Genomic DNA, 14,710 nt, shown 5'->3' on the forward strand with positions numbered 1-14,710 from the left:
CCCCTGCGGTGGTGCAATCAGGGCGTCCCGGCATAGGGCACGTTCTTTCGGCCATAGCGCCTGACGCGAATATTGGCCTGTTCGCCGTGACCGGCGAAGCCTTCGAGCCGGCAGAGGCGGGAGCAGTGTTCGCCCAGCATGGCCGATGCCTCATCGGTCAACACACGCTGGTAGGTGACGGTCTTGAGGAACTTGCCGACCCAGAGGCCACCGGTGAAGCGTGGGGCGCCGCGCGTGGGAAGGGTGTGGTTGGTGCCGATCACCTTGTCGCCATAGGCCACATTGGTCCGCGCGCCAAGGAACAGGGCGCCAAAGTTGGTCATGTGCTCGAGGAAATAGTCAGGGTCCCGCGTCATGACCTGCACGTGCTCCGAGGCGATCTCGTTGGCGACGTCCACCATCTCCGCGTCGCTCTCGCAGACAATGACTTCCCCGTAATCGGCCCAGGATCGCGATGCCACCGCGGCCGCGGGCAGGATGGCCAGCAAGCGCTCGACCTCGCGCATCGTGTCCACCGCCAGGGACCGGCTTGTGGTGAGCAGAACGGCCGGGGAATTGACGCCATGTTCGGCTTGTCCAAGCAGGTCGGTCGCGCACAGCTCGGCATCGGCGCCAAATTCATCGGCGATGACAAGGGTCTCGGTGGGGCCGGCCAGCAGATCGATGCCGACGGTGCCGAAAATCTGTCGTTTGGCCTCGGCCACGAAGGCATTGCCGGGCCCCGACGACCATGTCGACGCTCGGCATGCCCACTGTTCCATAGGCCATCGAAGCGATCGCCTGAATGCCGCCCAGGCAATAGATTTCATCGGCACCGGCCATGTGCTGGGCCGCCACGATGGCGGGAGCCGGCTTGCCTTCGAACGGGGGGGCGGCACTGATGACTGTGGGCACGCCGGCGACGCGAGCCGTGATGACCGACATATGGGCGGAGGCCAGAAGGGGATACTTGCCGCCCGGCACATAGCAGCCGGCGGCGTTCACCGGGATGTTCTTGTGGCCGAGCACCACGCCGGGCAGCGTTTCCACCTCAAGATCCAGAATGGCGCTGCGCTGCTTTTGGGCAAAATTGCGCACCTGCGCCTGCGCGAACCGGATGTCGTCGCGATCGGTGCGCGACAGCGTGTCGATGCAGCGGTCGATCTCAGCCTGCGACAGGCGGTAGTCGTCCCGCGCGAAATTATCGAACTTGCGCGAAAGCTCATGAACGGCCTCGTCGCCGCGCTCCCTTATGTCGCGGAGGATATTGGCGACGGTCTCCGCCACCTTCTCATTTTGCTGGCTCGTTTCGCCCTTGGCGACGGAGCGCTTCAGCCACTCGGCCATTGTTTAGTCCTCCAGGTTGAACGAATGGCTTGTTGTCGGGCTTGTCCCGTCCAGCAGAGCCGTTGCGATGTCGAAGGCGAGCTGTCGTGACGACTGCCCGCTTTGAGCGTGAAATGTCCTGTGCGCGAGACTGTAGAACCGCTCGCGTTCCCTGATCAGTCTGGCGAGGGTGTCCAGCAGGCTTTCGCCGGCCAGGTTCGGTCGCGTGTCCTGGGTGCGGCTCACGCGCATGGCGATGTCATCGATCGATGCATCAAGCCGTATCACGCAGCTGCGCGTGAGGAGCGCGTGCCGGGTCCTGGCATCGGTCAAGGCGCCGCCCCCCGTGCTGATCACGGCAGGACCCTTGCCCAGCAGGCGGTCGATGACCTTGTATTCCAGGTCGCGAAAGGCCGGTTCCCCGTAGGATGAGAATATGTCGGGGATGGGCATGCCGGCGGAGCGGCAAATCTCCTCGTCACTGTCGAGGAACCGCGAGTCGAAAAAGCGGGCAAGGTGGCGCCCCACCGTGGTCTTGCCGACCCCCATCATGCCGACAAGCGCAATGGGCTGCCCATCGGACAACGGATATCGCGAATGGTGCCGTGGGCGTTTCACCAGGCGGCCCTGTAGAGGTCGAGCGCATCCTGCTCGGTCAACGGCCGGGGATTGTTCACCAGAAGGCGCTGCTGTTGCATCGCGTCCCGGGCCATGCCGGCAAGGTGATCCTCGCCAATGCCCACGTCCCGCAAGCGGCCGACCAGGCCGATCTCCTGGCGCAAGCCGTCCAGCGCCTGGACGAAGGCCTCGCCCCGCCCTTCCGGCGCGATGGAGGCAAGGTTGGGGAAGCTGGCCACTGCCAGCTCGGCATAGAGCAGCGGATCGGCAGCCTGATTGAAGCGCATGACGTGCGGCAGCATCAGCGCGGTCGAGAGGCCATGGGGAACGTGGAAGCCGCCGCCGATGGGGTAGGCCAGGGCATGGACCGCACTCACCGGGGAATTGGCAAAGGCCTGGCCGGCCATGTAGGAGCCGAGCAGCATGGCGCTGCGCGCCTCTCCGTCATGGCCATTCGATACCGCCGCGCCAATATTGCCGCACAGCAGCGACAGCGCCTCCTTCGCCAGCAACCGCGACAGCGGGTTGTTGTTCGCATTGGCGGAGACGAAGGCCTCGATCGCGTGTACCGCCGCATCAAGTCCCGTCATGGCGGTGATGTGCGGCGGCAGGCCGGCTGTGAGGTCCGGGTCGAGAATGGCCCAGTCCGGGATGTTGAGCGATGTCGACACGCCCCGCTTCTCATCATTGGGCAGCGTGAAGATGGCCACCGGCGTTGCCTCTGACCCGGTACCGGCGGTGGTGGGGATCAAGGCCAGCGGCAGGCGCGGCCCCTTGGCGTTGTTGACGCCCCAGACCTCGTCGAGCGTCTGGCCCGAACCGGCGAGCAGGGCTGCGGCCTTGGCCACGTCGAGCGATGACCCACCGCCCAGGCCCACGACACCGGTGACCTTGTTCTCCCGGGCCGCGCGAACCGCCGCTTCCACGGTCGTGACCTTTGGATCGGCCTCGACGGCGTCGAAGATGGTGACGTCAGAACCGGCCAGCGCATCCAGCACCGGCTGGCACAACCCCAATCGCCGGATGGTGGCATCGGTCACCAGCAAGACGCGAGGCCCCAGACCGCCGCGGGTGAAGGTGGCGAGCTGGTGCGCTCCGCCGGGGGAAAAGAGCATGCCGCTCACCGAAAAAAAGGCAAAATTGGAGCGTGGACTGGCCATGGGTTTTTTTCAATTCCGCACGTTTTGGGGTTGGATCAGGTCTGCGGCATCGGCTCTCGGACGACCGCGATGCCGCTCTCGGCCAGGGCTGCGATGGTTGCGTCGTTGATGCGGGCCGAGCCGCGCACAACCAGTTCGGTCGGCATGGTGATCGAAACCCGCTCGGGGGATTCGCTGTCGCTCAAGCGCGCGAGCAGGTCGCAGGTGGACCGGACCATGGCGCCCACCTGGCCGCGCATCGTCGTCAGCCCATAGCCGGCCCAGCTGGATTGGGGAATGTCGTCGAACCCAACGATGGACAGTTCGCCGGGCACGTCGATACCAAGGGCGCGCGCGGCGTCGACGGCACCGCAGGCCATGAGGTCATTGGCACAGAAGATGCCATCCGGGCGGTCGCGCGCGGCCAGCATCTCGGTGGCGGCGCGGCGGGCGCCCTCATAGGTGTAGTTGCCCTGCCTGGTCACGACATCGGCCACCCCAAGCAATTGCAGCCGGTCCATGAAGCCGCGTTGCCGGTCGATGCTGGTCATCGTGTCCGTGTGGCCCGAGATATATCCCAGCCGCCGGTGGACCGAGCCGACCAGGAGGTCGGCCATGATCCCGCCGCCCCGGTAATTGTCCTTGATGACGACATGGGCGGCAGCATTGGGGATGCTGCGGTTGAACAGGACAACGGGCAGCCCGCGCTTGAGACATGCCTCGGCCATGTTCGAGCTCATCGTGGCGGACACGATGACGATCGCGTCGACGCGATACTGCAGGAGTTGGGGCAGGACCCCGTCCACGGCCTGACCCCGTGGGACCACGAACAGCAAGGGGTGCAGGCCCCCCCGCTGCAGTTCGAGCGTGAGTTCTTCAAGGACCACGCTGTAGAACGGGTTCTCAAAATTGCCCATCACCAGACCGACGATCTTGGTCTTGCTGGTCGTGAGGCTCCTGGCGATGATGTTGGGCTGGTACCCCAGTTCCTGGGCCGCACTGAGGACCTACTTGCGAAGTGCCCGGCTGATGCTGGCCCCTTCGGTGAAGGCGCGGGACACGGTTGCCTGAGAAACGCCGGCAAACCGCGCCACGTCCAAGGCCGATGCCCCTTTGCTGCCTTGGGCTCGTGTCTTGCTACCAGTCGGCATGGGATGTCCAGTCCAGTTCCAAAAGTGCCTAGAGAAGCGCGAGAGCGAGCCCCGGAAAGGCGATGAGCAACGCGATCATGAGGAACATCGCGAGCAGGAAGGGGAATGCGCCCTTTGCCACGTCCCAGGACGTTGCCGAGGGATAAATCGTCTGCACCACAAACAGGTTCATTCCTATGGGTGGCGTGATCAACGCTGCCTCGATCAGCACCATGAACAGCACCCCGAACCAGATCGGGTCGTAGCCGATTGCAACGATCACGGGAACCACGATCGGGGTCGTCGCAACCATTAGCGTCAGCGTTTCCATAAAGCAGCCCAGGACGAGATAGATCGCGATGATGATCAACAGCGTCACGACAGGCGGCAAATCAAGCCCGGCAATGGTGTTCGAGATCGTTGCGGTGAGGCCGGTGCTGGACAGGACGAAGTTCAGGAAGAACGCCGAAACGATGATCAGCATGACCATGGCCGTGGTGCGCATGGCGCTTTCGCACGACGCCTTGATCACGGACCAGTTCAGCTCCTTGCGCAGTGCCGCAAGGATGAGGGTGGCGATGAGCCCCAGCGCCGCCGCTTCGGTGGCCGTGGCGAGGCCGGCGTAGATCGAGCCGACCACGGTCAGAAAGAGGATCAACGGAGAGAGCAGGGCCGGAAGACCGGCAAAGACCTCCCTGAGTGTTGCCCGCTTTTCCTTGCCGCCCATTTCCGGCCTGGCGATGCAGATGACCAGGACCACACCGATGAACAGGGCGGCGAGCACCAGGCCGGGGATGAGCGCGGCGATGTAGAGGCTGCGGATCGACACTTCGGCGAGCATGCCGTAGACGATCATGTTGATGCTGGGCGGGATCAGAATGCCCAGCGTGCCGCCGGCGGCGATGGAGCCGAGATAAAGCGGCTTGTTGTAGCCACCGGACTTCAGGTGAGGCGTCGAGACCGTGCCGATGGTTGCAGCGGTGGCAACGCTCGATCCGGAGGTGGCCGCGAACAGCGCGGAGGCCCCGATATTGGCGTGCATCAGGCCGCCGGGCAGGGTCGACAGCATCTTTGAGAGCGCACTGAACATGCCTCCGGCAATGCCGGAGCGCAGCATCAACTCGCCCATGAGGATGAAGATCGGGACGGCAATGAGAACGAAATCGGTACTGGCGGACCAGACGATGTCGCCCATCGAGCTCGAGCGGACAAAGATGCCGCGTTGTTCGATTTCAACGAAATGTGCGCGTTGTTGGGCTTTGAAGACGTCTGGGCGTTCGAGCGCCGCTGGGCCTGAGTCAGTTCTATTTCGCCGAGTGGCTTAAGGCTCAGCATGCCACTCGGCCGAAGCAGTTGAACCGGTTTGTAATAGCACTGGGCACGCCGTCGCGTTCCGCCGGTGTCCCGGACAAATCTGTTTTCTGTCAAGCGCCGGAAAGCACTCCAGACGGCGCCTCAAGAGCAAGACGCCGGAGCACGGTGCCCCGCATGATTGACCGCAGAACCTGAGGCGGCCGAGCCAGTAGGCACACGAGGCGTCGAAATGGATTGTACCCCCGCAGGAGGCGTAGTCTCCTTTATTGCCGGAAGTTTCACAGGTGCCGGCAACTGGGGGACAATGGACGTGCTCTCGCCTGAGAGCGGAGCACGCATATGCAAACTTCAGTCGACGCCTCAAGGGCGCGCGCGTCCAATTCTGGGTGGCAAGAAATATCGACCGCCCCAATTGATCGCGACATCCAATTGGCCGTAATCGACGCAGAGGGCATACATGCCCTGGTCTTTGCGTGTCGCAGAACTCTTGGAGGCTGGATGAATGCGCAGACAATGCAGCGTCTGCCGAACCTACAGCCAACGCACTGGCGAGAGTGGGGCATCAGTTGACCTTCGCACCACAGGGCCTACGCCCCGACACGCTGTGAACGACGGCTGAACGTTGCACCAGTGGGTGTTTGGCCCTTGCGCGAGCAGGTCAAGCAATTCGGACAGTGCGCGTTCGACCGCCGCCGCCGTGAACCGGGCCAAGGTCTTCACTTCCTCGGCAAGAAGCCTCGTGATCGTGCGCCTCTGTGTATCACTCAATTTGACCGAGAGCATGAGGCGGAAGTGTGCGGCATTCAGTTCGGCGACGAATATCTGCTGGTTCGACTGCATTGACTACTCAGGATTGAAACCGGCCGGTCCATGAGATCATGAGCTGTTGGAAATTTCATGCCGGCCAGAGCGGCCTTCAATCGTCGCTGGTCCGCTGGAGAGCTCGGCTTCTTTTTTGTCCGCCGACAAAAGCCCTTCACAGGTATACGGCGCTGCGACCCCGCGGAATTCGAGGCAAGTTCGAGCAACGAAATGCCGCATAAGTAGTGACACTAATTCTGCATTATTGGCTTTATTGACCGTGTCGTCTCCTTGAGGGCGCAAACGGAGCTGACAGTAAAACGGTTAAATTTTACTATAATTTAAGTCTTTCTTCCAATAATGATCGCAGGATCGGATAGGCAACCTGCAAGCTTGCTCCATCATGGCTACTGTTCCTTCAACAGCCACAGGGTCGCAGTACAAGTCGAGGGACATTCGGCTCGTTCGCAGTTTTTCTGGGTGCTACTCCTTGGCCGGCCATAAGGATGGAGCGACTGGCCAAAGTAAGATCTTCCCGTGCCGCGCGCAGAGTATTTCCACGACAGACCTGGTGCTGGAGGCGCCTGTACGCGGTGACACCGGCGAAGGCATTTTTATCAAACTTGACGATTTGGGACTGTTTCACGGGCGCGTGGAACGCCATACGCTGCAAGGCTTCACGGTAGCGATCGTGGCTTCTGAAGCTGAAAGGCGCCACCTGGCAGCCAAGCTCGGTTGGATGAAGCAGCGACAGGTCAGCAACACACCAGATCATCGTGAGAACAAGCGTCGGCTACCGCGTAACCGCCACTGCGTTGTAGTGCTGCTCGACGGCACGCGCGCGGATGCCTTCATCATCGACATGTCGTGCTCCGGAGTGGCGGTCTCGGCAGCCATCCGCCCAAAGCTCGGCGCCCCGGTAGCCGTTGGCAAGCTGTTGGGACGGGTAGTGCGTTACCGTGACGATGGATTTGCCGTGCATTTCCTGGATCGGCAGGATGACGCAGACCTTGAGGGTCACCTCACCAGCCTGTCCTCGAACAGTCACGACGAGCTTGTGGACCAACTTCGGGCCTACGCCCGCACCCTAGTCGGGGCATAGCCCCTGACAGACAGGAGGCGCCGCATCTCACTGGTCGCTGACGATCTGGCTGTCGGCCGGCTGGTTCGGTGCTTCATCTAGACCCTGCCTTCAGACCTCAGCGATCATCTGGTAAGGCCTCACAACGCCGCTCATCCGCGGCAATCATGGCTTTCTGGCAATGGATTGATGCAGAGAAAGTCGCACCGGATCCATCACGGTGCTGCTCTCCCGGCCGGCGTCAAGAAGAACTCGCTCGGAAAGTGCCAATTTGCCGGCGTATTTCATCCATGGTCTCGAGCACCCCTATGGCAAACTGGAGGGGGTGGAGCGGCGAATCGAGTAGTCCGTCGGCTACGTGGCGAGCGACTGCCGCGGCTTCCCATGCGAGACCGTCGCGGAATTGAAGGGGTGTATCGTTGCGGAACTGCAGTCGAACATCCCCTTTGCCTGGCTTCACCAGTTCGAAGCCGGCAGGCACGGCCATCCACGGATTGACCTCTATTCGGGCTTTAGTGCCACTCACGCTAGCGCGCGCCGGCGTGAACGCCATGAGCGTCGTCGAGAGGAGTGCCTGGGCCCCGCTATTATACTGCAGAACAATCGCCGCCTGCTCGTCCACGCCGGTGGACGTTAGAGTGCCCAATGTTGTAATTTGATCCGGCTTACCAAGCCAGAGATGTGCGAACCATACGGGGTATATCCCAAGGTCGAGAAGAGCACCGCCAGCCAACTCGGAGTTATAGATCCGGCCGGTGGGGTCGGGGTTGCCCCGGGTTCCGAAATCGGCAGTGACGAGCCTGAGGTCACCGAGAACCCCATCATCACGCAGCTTCAGCATTGCGTCGGTCTGCGGAAGATAGCGACTCCACATCCCTTCCATGGCGAAGACCCGGGCGTTGCGCGCAGCATCGCGGATTTCGCGCGCTTCGGCGGCCGTCACGGCGATCGGCTTTTCCACCAGCACGTGTTTGCCCGCCGCGATGGCGAGCAAGGCCATGCGCTTATGCTCGCTGTGGGGCGAGGCGACGTAAACGATGTCGACGGCGGGGTCGGCCACAAGCGCGGCATGGTCGGGGTGCACGCGGGCGATCCCGAAGCGATCGGCGAAGGCCTGCGCCCTTTCGGGTGAGCGGCCCGCCACGGCGACCACGCGTTGATCTGTGTGGGTGTGGATGGCCCTGACGAAGTCGTTTGCAATATCGCCCGGTGCGAGCACCCCCCAGCGCAGGACCGGGCCGCCACGTAAGGGCGCGACGGCGGGGGTGGGCATTTGCTCCGGGAAGTCGCTCATTTCCAAAAATACTCCCTAATGGAACAAATATTCTGTTTAGGTGCGCCCGCCACGGTCTGACTCACTGCTGCAGAAAAAATTGTCATTTACATAGCAAGGACTTACGACCAAAGCGCCGTTCTTGGCGCCTGCGATCGGTCGTCACCATGCTGTAGCAGCCCGGCTTGCGGCGTCAAGTCGTATGTGCAAACATTCTGTCATATGGTCTGTGGCGCTGAAGGTTGGCGTCGTGCTTCTCGTGGAAGGAACTGGAATGTCGGAGAGACTTGGTGTCGTGTTGGTCGGATGCGGCGGCATTGCCCGCAGCCACGCCTTTGCCTTATCGAAGGTGCCGAATGCCCGGATGGTCGCAAGCGTCGACATCGATGAAGCCGCAGCCAAACGCTTCAAGGACCGCTTTGGCTTTGAGACCTGCTCGACCGACCTCGACGCCGTTTTGGCCCGTGAGGATGTGCATGCGGTGGTGATCGCAACTTCCTCAAAGCCCCATGGGATGCTGATCATGAAAGCACTTCATGCGGGCAAGCATGTGCTGGTGCAAAAGCCGATGACCGCGTCCGTGGTCGAGTCGCGGGCCGCTGTTGCGCTCGCTCGGGAGAAGAACCTTAAGTTGATGGTATCGTTCTTCGAGCTGTTTCTGCCGCCTGTCGAACGCGCCAAGCAGATCATCGACCAGGGGCTGATCGGCGAGCCCTTCTTCTTCAAGGCCATCATGGCGTGGTACACTCCGGACGTGACGGCCGGCTGGCGATTCAATCCAGAACTGGCGGGCGGCGGCGTTATCCTCGACGGCAACGTCCACCACGTATCGAATGCGCTATACTTGCTGGGGAACCCACGGATCGACAGTGTCTACGCCGAGTACGGGGCACTAACCGCCGACGTCCAGGTGGAGGACACAGCGGTGATCCTCGTGCGGACGGAAAAGGCCATTCTCGAAATCTCCGGGTCCAACCGCCTGCAGGAACCGGGGGGCGCCACTACCGCCTTCAAGGACCAGTGGCAGGTGTTCGGGACCAAAGGCACAATAGCCTGGGATGCTGCCGCCCGTCCCACCTTTCGGGTATTTACCTCAGACAATGATGCGCTTGACCCGCTGCTCAACAATGGCTGGGTATCGCCGAAGCTGCCGGTGATGCCGCCGGACCATCGTGAGTTTTCCATGCATATCAACGGGGAGGAGAGCCCCTGGGTGCCAGAGCACCAGCACTTCGTCGATGCCTGCCTGAACGACACGGCGGTGCGCAGCGACGGCGAGTTTGGACTGAAGACCCAACTCATCCTCGAGGCCGCCTATAAGTCTGGAAAGGAAGGGCGCAAGCTCGGCCTCGACAGTGTGGGAGCCTGACTTTGGTGACCATCATAGATGCCCACAGTCATATCGGGACCACGATCACCTCGGGCGTGGGCCAGACGACCGAGCAATGGCTCGCCGCCATGGATGCTGCCGCGATCCAGCAATCGATCATCTCGGTGGCGGCCGGCGGGCTGCAGGCCGATGGCCTCGCCGACACTCGCCGGATGAACGACACCATTGCCGCCGCAGTACGGCAGCGACCCGACCGCTTCCCGATGGGGCTTGCCGCCATCGAGGTGCGGCACGGGGAGGCCGGCCATGCCGAGGTACGGCGCGCCCGTGACGAACTTGGCCTCAAGGGCATGGTGTTCCACGCCACCTTCGAAGGCTTCTCGGTCGATTCGCCCGCCTTTGCGGCAGTGCTGTCTTCCTGGGGAAACAGGCCCGGGTTGATCCTCCTGCACTCAACGCCGGACGGACGCGCCAATCCTAACGCCATCGCCAAGGTGGCGGCAGCGTTTCCGCATCTGACCTTCCAGCTCGGCCATCCGGTGTTCACGCAGGATCAGCGGGCGCAGGCGATCGCACAGACGAGGGCGCATAGTAACCTGCTGGTGGATCTCGCTTATCAGGCCGATCCCGCTATCTGCGCCGAGCTCGTCAATGGACTGGGGGCGGAGCGGGTGCTGTACGGCAGCGACGCCCCTTACTTCAGCCCGCAGCAGGTGATCGCCTCCATCAAGGCAGCAGGCCTCTCCGAAGCGGACCAACGGAAGATCTTCTCCGGGAACGCCCAGGCGCTGATCGCCCGCCTCGCCTGACCACCGGCGGCCGGCCTCCGGGCCGGCCGCTTAAATAATGATTGCAAGCCCCCGCCTCTGGGATTGTTCAGCGCCCCACAAAACCCGGGTCACTGCCAATCCAAACCGCGCATCGGCGGGATGCGGCTCTCCTGGCGATACAAGGGGCGCGATGGCCGAGCCGTAAGCCTGGGGGGACCCGCCAACCCAATCTCCGATGGGCGGCATGGCCCAACGGCCGTGCTTGCCGTAGAAGGCCGTTTCCCCGGGAATGGGCGCAGGCGCGTCCATGGCGAGACTGATGCTTGACAAGGCCCCGGAACGGTGGACCAGCAGCGTCTGGGTGTGATCGCCACGGCCCTTGTTCGCGAAAACCCGCTCCACGGGACCGAGTACCCAGAGCAGCAGTGCCACCGCGTGGGGGCCGATGTCCCAAAGCGCCCCTGCAGGTCCGCGCCAGGCGGCCGTCCCATAATACGGGCTGGCCGGGTCGATCAGAACTTGTGAGAAGCTCTCGATGCGCGCCCCCATCCAGCCGCCGGCCGATGTCACCTGTTGGAGCCAGTCGGCAACCGCTGACATGTAGAGGTGGGGAAGAACACAGCCGAGCGTAAGCCGGCGCGCTCCAAATCTTCGGCCATCCGCTCCGCCTCGCCAACGTTCAGCGCTACCGGCTTTTCGAGCAGCACCGGCTTGCCTCGGGCAATGGCGGCCCTTGCAAAGCTCGGCTGCACCGCCGGCGGCACGGCAATGCCCACAATGTCGACGGCGTCGAGGAAACTGTCGCAACCGGTGAACGCTTGCGCCCCATACGGGGTGGCGAGTGCATCGACCACCTTGCCGTTGCGGCCAAGCAGGGCGGCAAAGCGGACCTCAGAACTAGCGGCGGCCGCTGGCATGGCCACGGACTGCGCCCATACACCTGTGCCGATCAACCCGAATCTCGGCAGATTCGCCATCGGCTAGTGGATGAAAGGCTTGAGCGCGTCGCGCGCAATGGCGAAGCCGCGCTGCACCTTTTCCAGGTTGCCCTCGAACATGCGGTCTTCATGCTCGATGGATACAACGTTGTCGTATCCCACAGCATAAAGCGCCCCAAAAAAGGCACCCCAATCGACCTGTCCAAGCCCGCAGAGCCGCGGCACCTGCCAGCCCACGCCGGCACTCATCACCCCGTGCTCGTAGAGCCCGTCGGTGCGGATCTCGAGATCCTTGGCGTGGACGTGGAAGATGCGGGGGCCGAACTCGCGGATTGCGCGGGGAATGTCGATGAACTGCCAAATCAGATGGGAGGGGTCGAAGTTGAGCCCGAAATTCTCGTCCGGTATGATGTCAAACATCCGCCTCCAATTGGCGGGAGAGTAGGCGAGGTTGGTGCCCCCCGGCCATTCGTCGCCGGAAAAGATCATAGGGCAGTTCTCGATAGCGATTTTGATGCCGTGGTCGCCCGCAAAATGCACCATGTCTGGCCAGACCTGAGCGAAGCGGTCGAAATTGGCGTCGAGCGATTGTGTCTTGTCGCGGCCAGCAAAGGTGCCAACGGTGCGCACGCCGAGAAGCCGCGCTGCCTTCACCACATCCTTGAGATGCGCAAATGCCGCGGTCGATATCCGTTCGTCAGGATCGAGTGGGTTGGGATAATAGGCGAGGGAGGAAATCTCGAGACCCTTCGCATCTAGATCGTCGCGAAGGCGCGAGGCGGTCGACTGATCGAGCGTCGCCACATCGATGTGCGAAGTTCCTGCGTAGCGGCGGTTGGCGCCTCCTGCTCGCGGCCATACTGCAATCTCGATGGCAGAGAAGCCAGCCTCCCGGCCCCATCTGCTGACCTCCTCAAGGTCTTGGTGGGCGAAGGGTGCCGTTAGAAAACCAAGTTTCATTACACTGTCTCCTGCTGCTGGCGATCAATGGTCGTCCATTGGCCGGTGCGGGCGCTGCGCTCCACCGCTTCAACGATCAGAGCTTCTTCATGGCCATCTTCGAAGGTGGCATAGGCCGGGGTGGCCGACGGGCTGCCGGCGAGCACATCCTGATAGATGGCGCGGTACATGGCCTTGAAGCCATTCTCGAACCCCTCGGCATGGCCCCCCGGCAACGCCGTGATCATTGCGGCCCCAGGGGTCAAGAGCCCCGGATCGCGCAGCAGCACCTCGTTGGCACTGTCGCGATGGCCGATCCACAGCTCATCAGGACGTTCACCTATCCAGGCAAGGGAGGCTTCCGAGCCACTGATTTCGACCGTGATGCCGTTCTTGCGGCCGGCGCTGACCTGGGAGGCCGTCATCACGCCGCGAGCGCCGCCTTCAAACCGCAGCATGACGATGGCTGCGTCTTCCGAACCGATATCGACGTCGGTGGTCAAGCCGCCGCCCGCACCGGAGAAAGTCTCGACGGGGCCCCGCGGCTTCTTGCGCACGGCAATGAAGGTCGGCAGTTCCGCCATCACCGCTTCGATGCGGCGGCCAGTGATGAAGGTCGCGAGGTCGAACCAGTGCGAACCGATGTCGCCAACCACCCGCAGCGAACCGCCCTTTTCGCGTTCGGCACGCCAGTTCCAGTCGGTATCACGCAGCAACCAGTCTTGAAGGTATGAGCCCATAATCAGGTTCGGCCTACCGACGGCGCCGTTCGCGATGCGAGCGCGCATCTCGTGCACCTGCGGGTAGAAACGGATGTTGAAGTTCACTGCTGCGACCTTGCCCGTCTTTTGGGCGGTGCGGCGCAGATGGTCGGTCTCGCGGGAGGTGAGAGCAAGCGGCTTCTCGCACACTACATGCTTGCCGGCCAGCAGTGCTGCTTCAGCTTGATGAGCGTGCTGGTGATTTGGCGACGTGATGTGGACTACATCAACTCGCGGATCTTCGAGCATCTGCTCGAAGCTGGCATAGCTGCGGGCGACACCGAACTGCTCGGCTTTTGCTGCGGCGCGCTCGGCTGAAGAGCCGACCACTCCCGCGATTTCCACCCCAAGCCGGCGGATTGCATCGATATGGACGGCGCCGATGAAGCCGGTACCTACAACGGCGGCGACTAAGTTTGCTGTAGTTTTCACTTCCCCCTCCGGTGGAGCAACGCTAAGTGGTGCGCCAGTGATTGTCAAATAGTTCGATTGTTAATACAAAAGCCTTGGAACGGGAGGATGTTATGGATCGATCGAACACTGGACCACGTGCTGTCATCACTGGCATTTCACGAGGTATCGGGCGTGCAACCGCGCTGGTCTATGCGGCACAGGGTGGCCGGGTGGCGGGCCTCCACCGCGACCCCAACCCAGAGACCACCCGGGCGCTCGAAGAGGAAATCCGCGCCGCCGGGGGCGAGCCGCTGATCCAGGTAGGCGACGCCCGCAGCACCGCTGACATCAACCGGCTGGCCGATGCCGCTGCCGCTGCCTGGGGTGGGATCGATGTGTGGGTCAACAATGCGGCACGGCTTCTGGTGAAGCCCTTCTTGTCGATGTCGGACGACGACTGGTCCGAACTGCTGGATTCCAATCTCATGGGCTATATCCGTGGCGCACGAGCGGCGGCTCGTCACATGGTCCCGGCGGGCAGCGGCGCCATCGTCAACATCAGTTCCGCCGTTGACCCGTTTCCGCCCACCGACATGACCGCCTATGTGACCGCGAAGGGCGGCATTGCCGGATTGACACGCTCCATGGCTGTGGAGTTGGGGCCGACGGGAGTGCGGGTCAACGCGGTATCGCCGGGGGCAACCGAAACGCCTCTCAACGATCAGAGCTGGACGGAGGACGTGCGCGCCACCTATCGCGCTCGAATTCCGCTGCGCCGCATTGCCGCGGCTGAGGAAATCGCGGACGCTATCGTCATGATGGGCTCGCCCGCGGCGCGGTATGTTACCGGACAGGTGTTGCTGGTGGATGGCGGGCTGACGTTGAACGGCTCGGTGGGGCACAAAAAGACGTGAGGGG

15 protein-coding genes and 1 pseudogene are annotated in these 14,710 nt (G+C 62.7%); 5 read left to right on the top strand and 11 right to left on the bottom strand.

Going from position 1 to position 14,710, the window contains the following annotated elements; translation table 11 throughout:
- Positions 1 to 17: 17 nt before the first annotated feature.
- From hisD to IC608_RS14070, 6 genes and pseudogenes are all read right to left on the bottom strand, one after another.
- A pseudogene (gene hisD / locus IC608_RS14045) lies at positions 18 to 1,326 on the bottom strand (histidinol dehydrogenase).
- A 3-nt stretch (positions 1,327 to 1,329) separates the two neighbouring features.
- On the bottom strand, positions 1,330 to 1,923 hold the full coding sequence (locus IC608_RS14050) for a shikimate kinase (RefSeq protein WP_191776712.1): 594 nt from the start codon (positions 1,921 to 1,923) through the stop codon (positions 1,330 to 1,332).
- The gene (locus IC608_RS14055; RefSeq protein WP_428055660.1) at positions 1,920 to 3,083 is read right to left on the bottom strand and encodes an iron-containing alcohol dehydrogenase; all 1,164 of its coding nucleotides are present in this window, start codon (positions 3,081 to 3,083) and stop codon (positions 1,920 to 1,922) included. Before IC608_RS14055 ends, IC608_RS14050 begins: the two co-directional genes overlap by 4 nt.
- Positions 3,084 to 3,118: 35 nt before the next feature.
- Positions 3,119 to 3,982 (bottom strand): substrate-binding domain-containing protein, encoded by an 864-nt coding sequence (locus IC608_RS14060; protein ID WP_191776715.1) that lies wholly within the window; start codon positions 3,980 to 3,982, stop codon positions 3,119 to 3,121.
- An 87-nt stretch (positions 3,983 to 4,069) separates the two neighbouring features.
- Positions 4,070 to 4,213, bottom strand: coding sequence for a LacI family DNA-binding transcriptional regulator (locus IC608_RS18640; RefSeq protein ID WP_191776717.1), 144 nt, complete (start codon positions 4,211 to 4,213; stop codon positions 4,070 to 4,072).
- A 28-nt stretch (positions 4,214 to 4,241) separates the two neighbouring features.
- Positions 4,242 to 5,387, bottom strand: coding sequence for a TRAP transporter large permease (locus IC608_RS14070; RefSeq protein ID WP_191776719.1), 1,146 nt, complete (start codon positions 5,385 to 5,387; stop codon positions 4,242 to 4,244).
- 764 nt (positions 5,388 to 6,151) lie between these two features.
- On the opposite strand from IC608_RS14070, the gene IC608_RS14075 reads away from it, so the two are divergent.
- Both IC608_RS14075 and IC608_RS14080 read left to right on the top strand, forming a co-directional pair.
- Positions 6,152 to 6,349, top strand: coding sequence for a hypothetical protein (locus tag IC608_RS14075; RefSeq protein WP_191776721.1), 198 nt, complete (start codon positions 6,152 to 6,154; stop codon positions 6,347 to 6,349).
- A 448-nt stretch (positions 6,350 to 6,797) separates the two neighbouring features.
- Positions 6,798 to 7,409, top strand: coding sequence for a PilZ domain-containing protein (locus IC608_RS14080; protein ID WP_191776723.1), 612 nt, complete (start codon positions 6,798 to 6,800; stop codon positions 7,407 to 7,409).
- Positions 7,410 to 7,629: 220 nt separating this feature from the next.
- Here IC608_RS14080 and IC608_RS14085 read toward each other — a convergent pair whose 3' ends face one another.
- Entirely contained in the window at positions 7,630 to 8,682 is a 1,053-nt protein-coding gene (locus IC608_RS14085) for a Gfo/Idh/MocA family protein (protein WP_191776725.1), read from the bottom strand.
- A 208-nt stretch (positions 8,683 to 8,890) separates the two neighbouring features.
- On the opposite strand from IC608_RS14085, the gene IC608_RS14090 reads away from it, so the two are divergent.
- Together IC608_RS14090 and IC608_RS14095 are read left to right on the top strand one after the other, a co-directional pair.
- Entirely contained in the window at positions 8,891 to 10,030 is a 1,140-nt protein-coding gene (locus tag IC608_RS14090) for a Gfo/Idh/MocA family protein (protein ID WP_210316357.1), read from the top strand.
- Positions 10,031 to 10,035: 5 nt separating this feature from the next.
- Positions 10,036 to 10,800 carry an amidohydrolase family protein gene (locus IC608_RS14095; protein ID WP_191776729.1) on the top strand — a complete coding sequence of 255 codons (765 nt, stop codon included), beginning with the start codon at positions 10,036 to 10,038 and terminating at the stop codon, positions 10,798 to 10,800.
- Positions 10,801 to 10,830: 30 nt separating this feature from the next.
- On the opposite strand, the gene IC608_RS14100 is transcribed toward IC608_RS14095, so the two are convergent.
- From IC608_RS14100 to IC608_RS14115, 4 genes are read right to left on the bottom strand one after another with little or no spacing between them, the layout of a single operon-like run.
- On the bottom strand, positions 10,831 to 11,361 hold the full coding sequence (locus tag IC608_RS14100) for a Gfo/Idh/MocA family protein (protein ID WP_191776731.1): 531 nt from the start codon (positions 11,359 to 11,361) through the stop codon (positions 10,831 to 10,833).
- Positions 11,328 to 11,738, bottom strand: coding sequence for a Gfo/Idh/MocA family protein (locus IC608_RS14105; RefSeq protein ID WP_282567985.1), 411 nt, complete (start codon positions 11,736 to 11,738; stop codon positions 11,328 to 11,330). The genes IC608_RS14100 and IC608_RS14105 overlap by 34 nt, the downstream gene beginning before the upstream one ends.
- 3 nt (positions 11,739 to 11,741) lie before the next feature.
- Positions 11,742 to 12,659 carry a sugar phosphate isomerase/epimerase family protein gene (locus IC608_RS14110; protein WP_191776734.1) on the bottom strand — a complete coding sequence of 306 codons (918 nt, stop codon included), beginning with the start codon at positions 12,657 to 12,659 and terminating at the stop codon, positions 11,742 to 11,744.
- On the bottom strand, positions 12,659 to 13,831 hold the full coding sequence (locus IC608_RS14115; RefSeq protein WP_191776736.1) for a Gfo/Idh/MocA family oxidoreductase: 1,173 nt from the start codon (positions 13,829 to 13,831) through the stop codon (positions 12,659 to 12,661). Before IC608_RS14115 ends, IC608_RS14110 begins: the two co-directional genes overlap by 1 nt.
- Positions 13,832 to 13,923: 92 nt before the next feature.
- On the opposite strand from IC608_RS14115, the gene IC608_RS14120 reads away from it, so the two are divergent.
- Complete coding sequence (locus IC608_RS14120; RefSeq protein ID WP_191776739.1) at positions 13,924 to 14,706, top strand: SDR family NAD(P)-dependent oxidoreductase; 783 nt, start codon at positions 13,924 to 13,926, stop codon at positions 14,704 to 14,706.
- The last annotated feature ends 4 nt before the right edge of the window (positions 14,707 to 14,710 follow it).

The organism is Devosia oryzisoli (assembly GCF_014837245.1).
Taxonomy (GTDB): domain Bacteria; phylum Pseudomonadota; class Alphaproteobacteria; order Rhizobiales; family Devosiaceae; genus Devosia; species Devosia oryzisoli.

Excerpts from the sequence above, each read along its gene's own strand:
- IC608_RS14085 (WP_191776725.1), bottom strand. The coding sequence starts at position 8,682 with ATGAGCGACTTCCCGGAGCAAATGCCCACCCCCGCCGTCGCGCCCTTA.
- IC608_RS14110 (WP_191776734.1), bottom strand. The coding sequence starts at position 12,659 with ATGAAACTTGGTTTTCTAACGGCACCCTTCGCCCACCAAGACCTTGAG.
- IC608_RS18640 (WP_191776717.1), bottom strand. The coding sequence starts at position 4,213 with ATGCCGACTGGTAGCAAGACACGAGCCCAAGGCAGCAAAGGGGCATCG.
- IC608_RS14105 (WP_282567985.1), bottom strand. The coding sequence starts at position 11,738 with ATGGCGAATCTGCCGAGATTCGGGTTGATCGGCACAGGTGTATGGGCG.
- IC608_RS14055 (WP_428055660.1), bottom strand. The coding sequence starts at position 3,083 with ATGGCCAGTCCACGCTCCAATTTTGCCTTTTTTTCGGTGAGCGGCATG.
- IC608_RS14100 (WP_191776731.1), bottom strand. The coding sequence starts at position 11,361 with ATGTCAGCGGTTGCCGACTGGCTCCAACAGGTGACATCGGCCGGCGGC.
- IC608_RS14070 (WP_191776719.1), bottom strand. The coding sequence starts at position 5,387 with ATGGGCGACATCGTCTGGTCCGCCAGTACCGATTTCGTTCTCATTGCC.
- IC608_RS14120 (WP_191776739.1), top strand. The coding sequence starts at position 13,924 with ATGGATCGATCGAACACTGGACCACGTGCTGTCATCACTGGCATTTCA.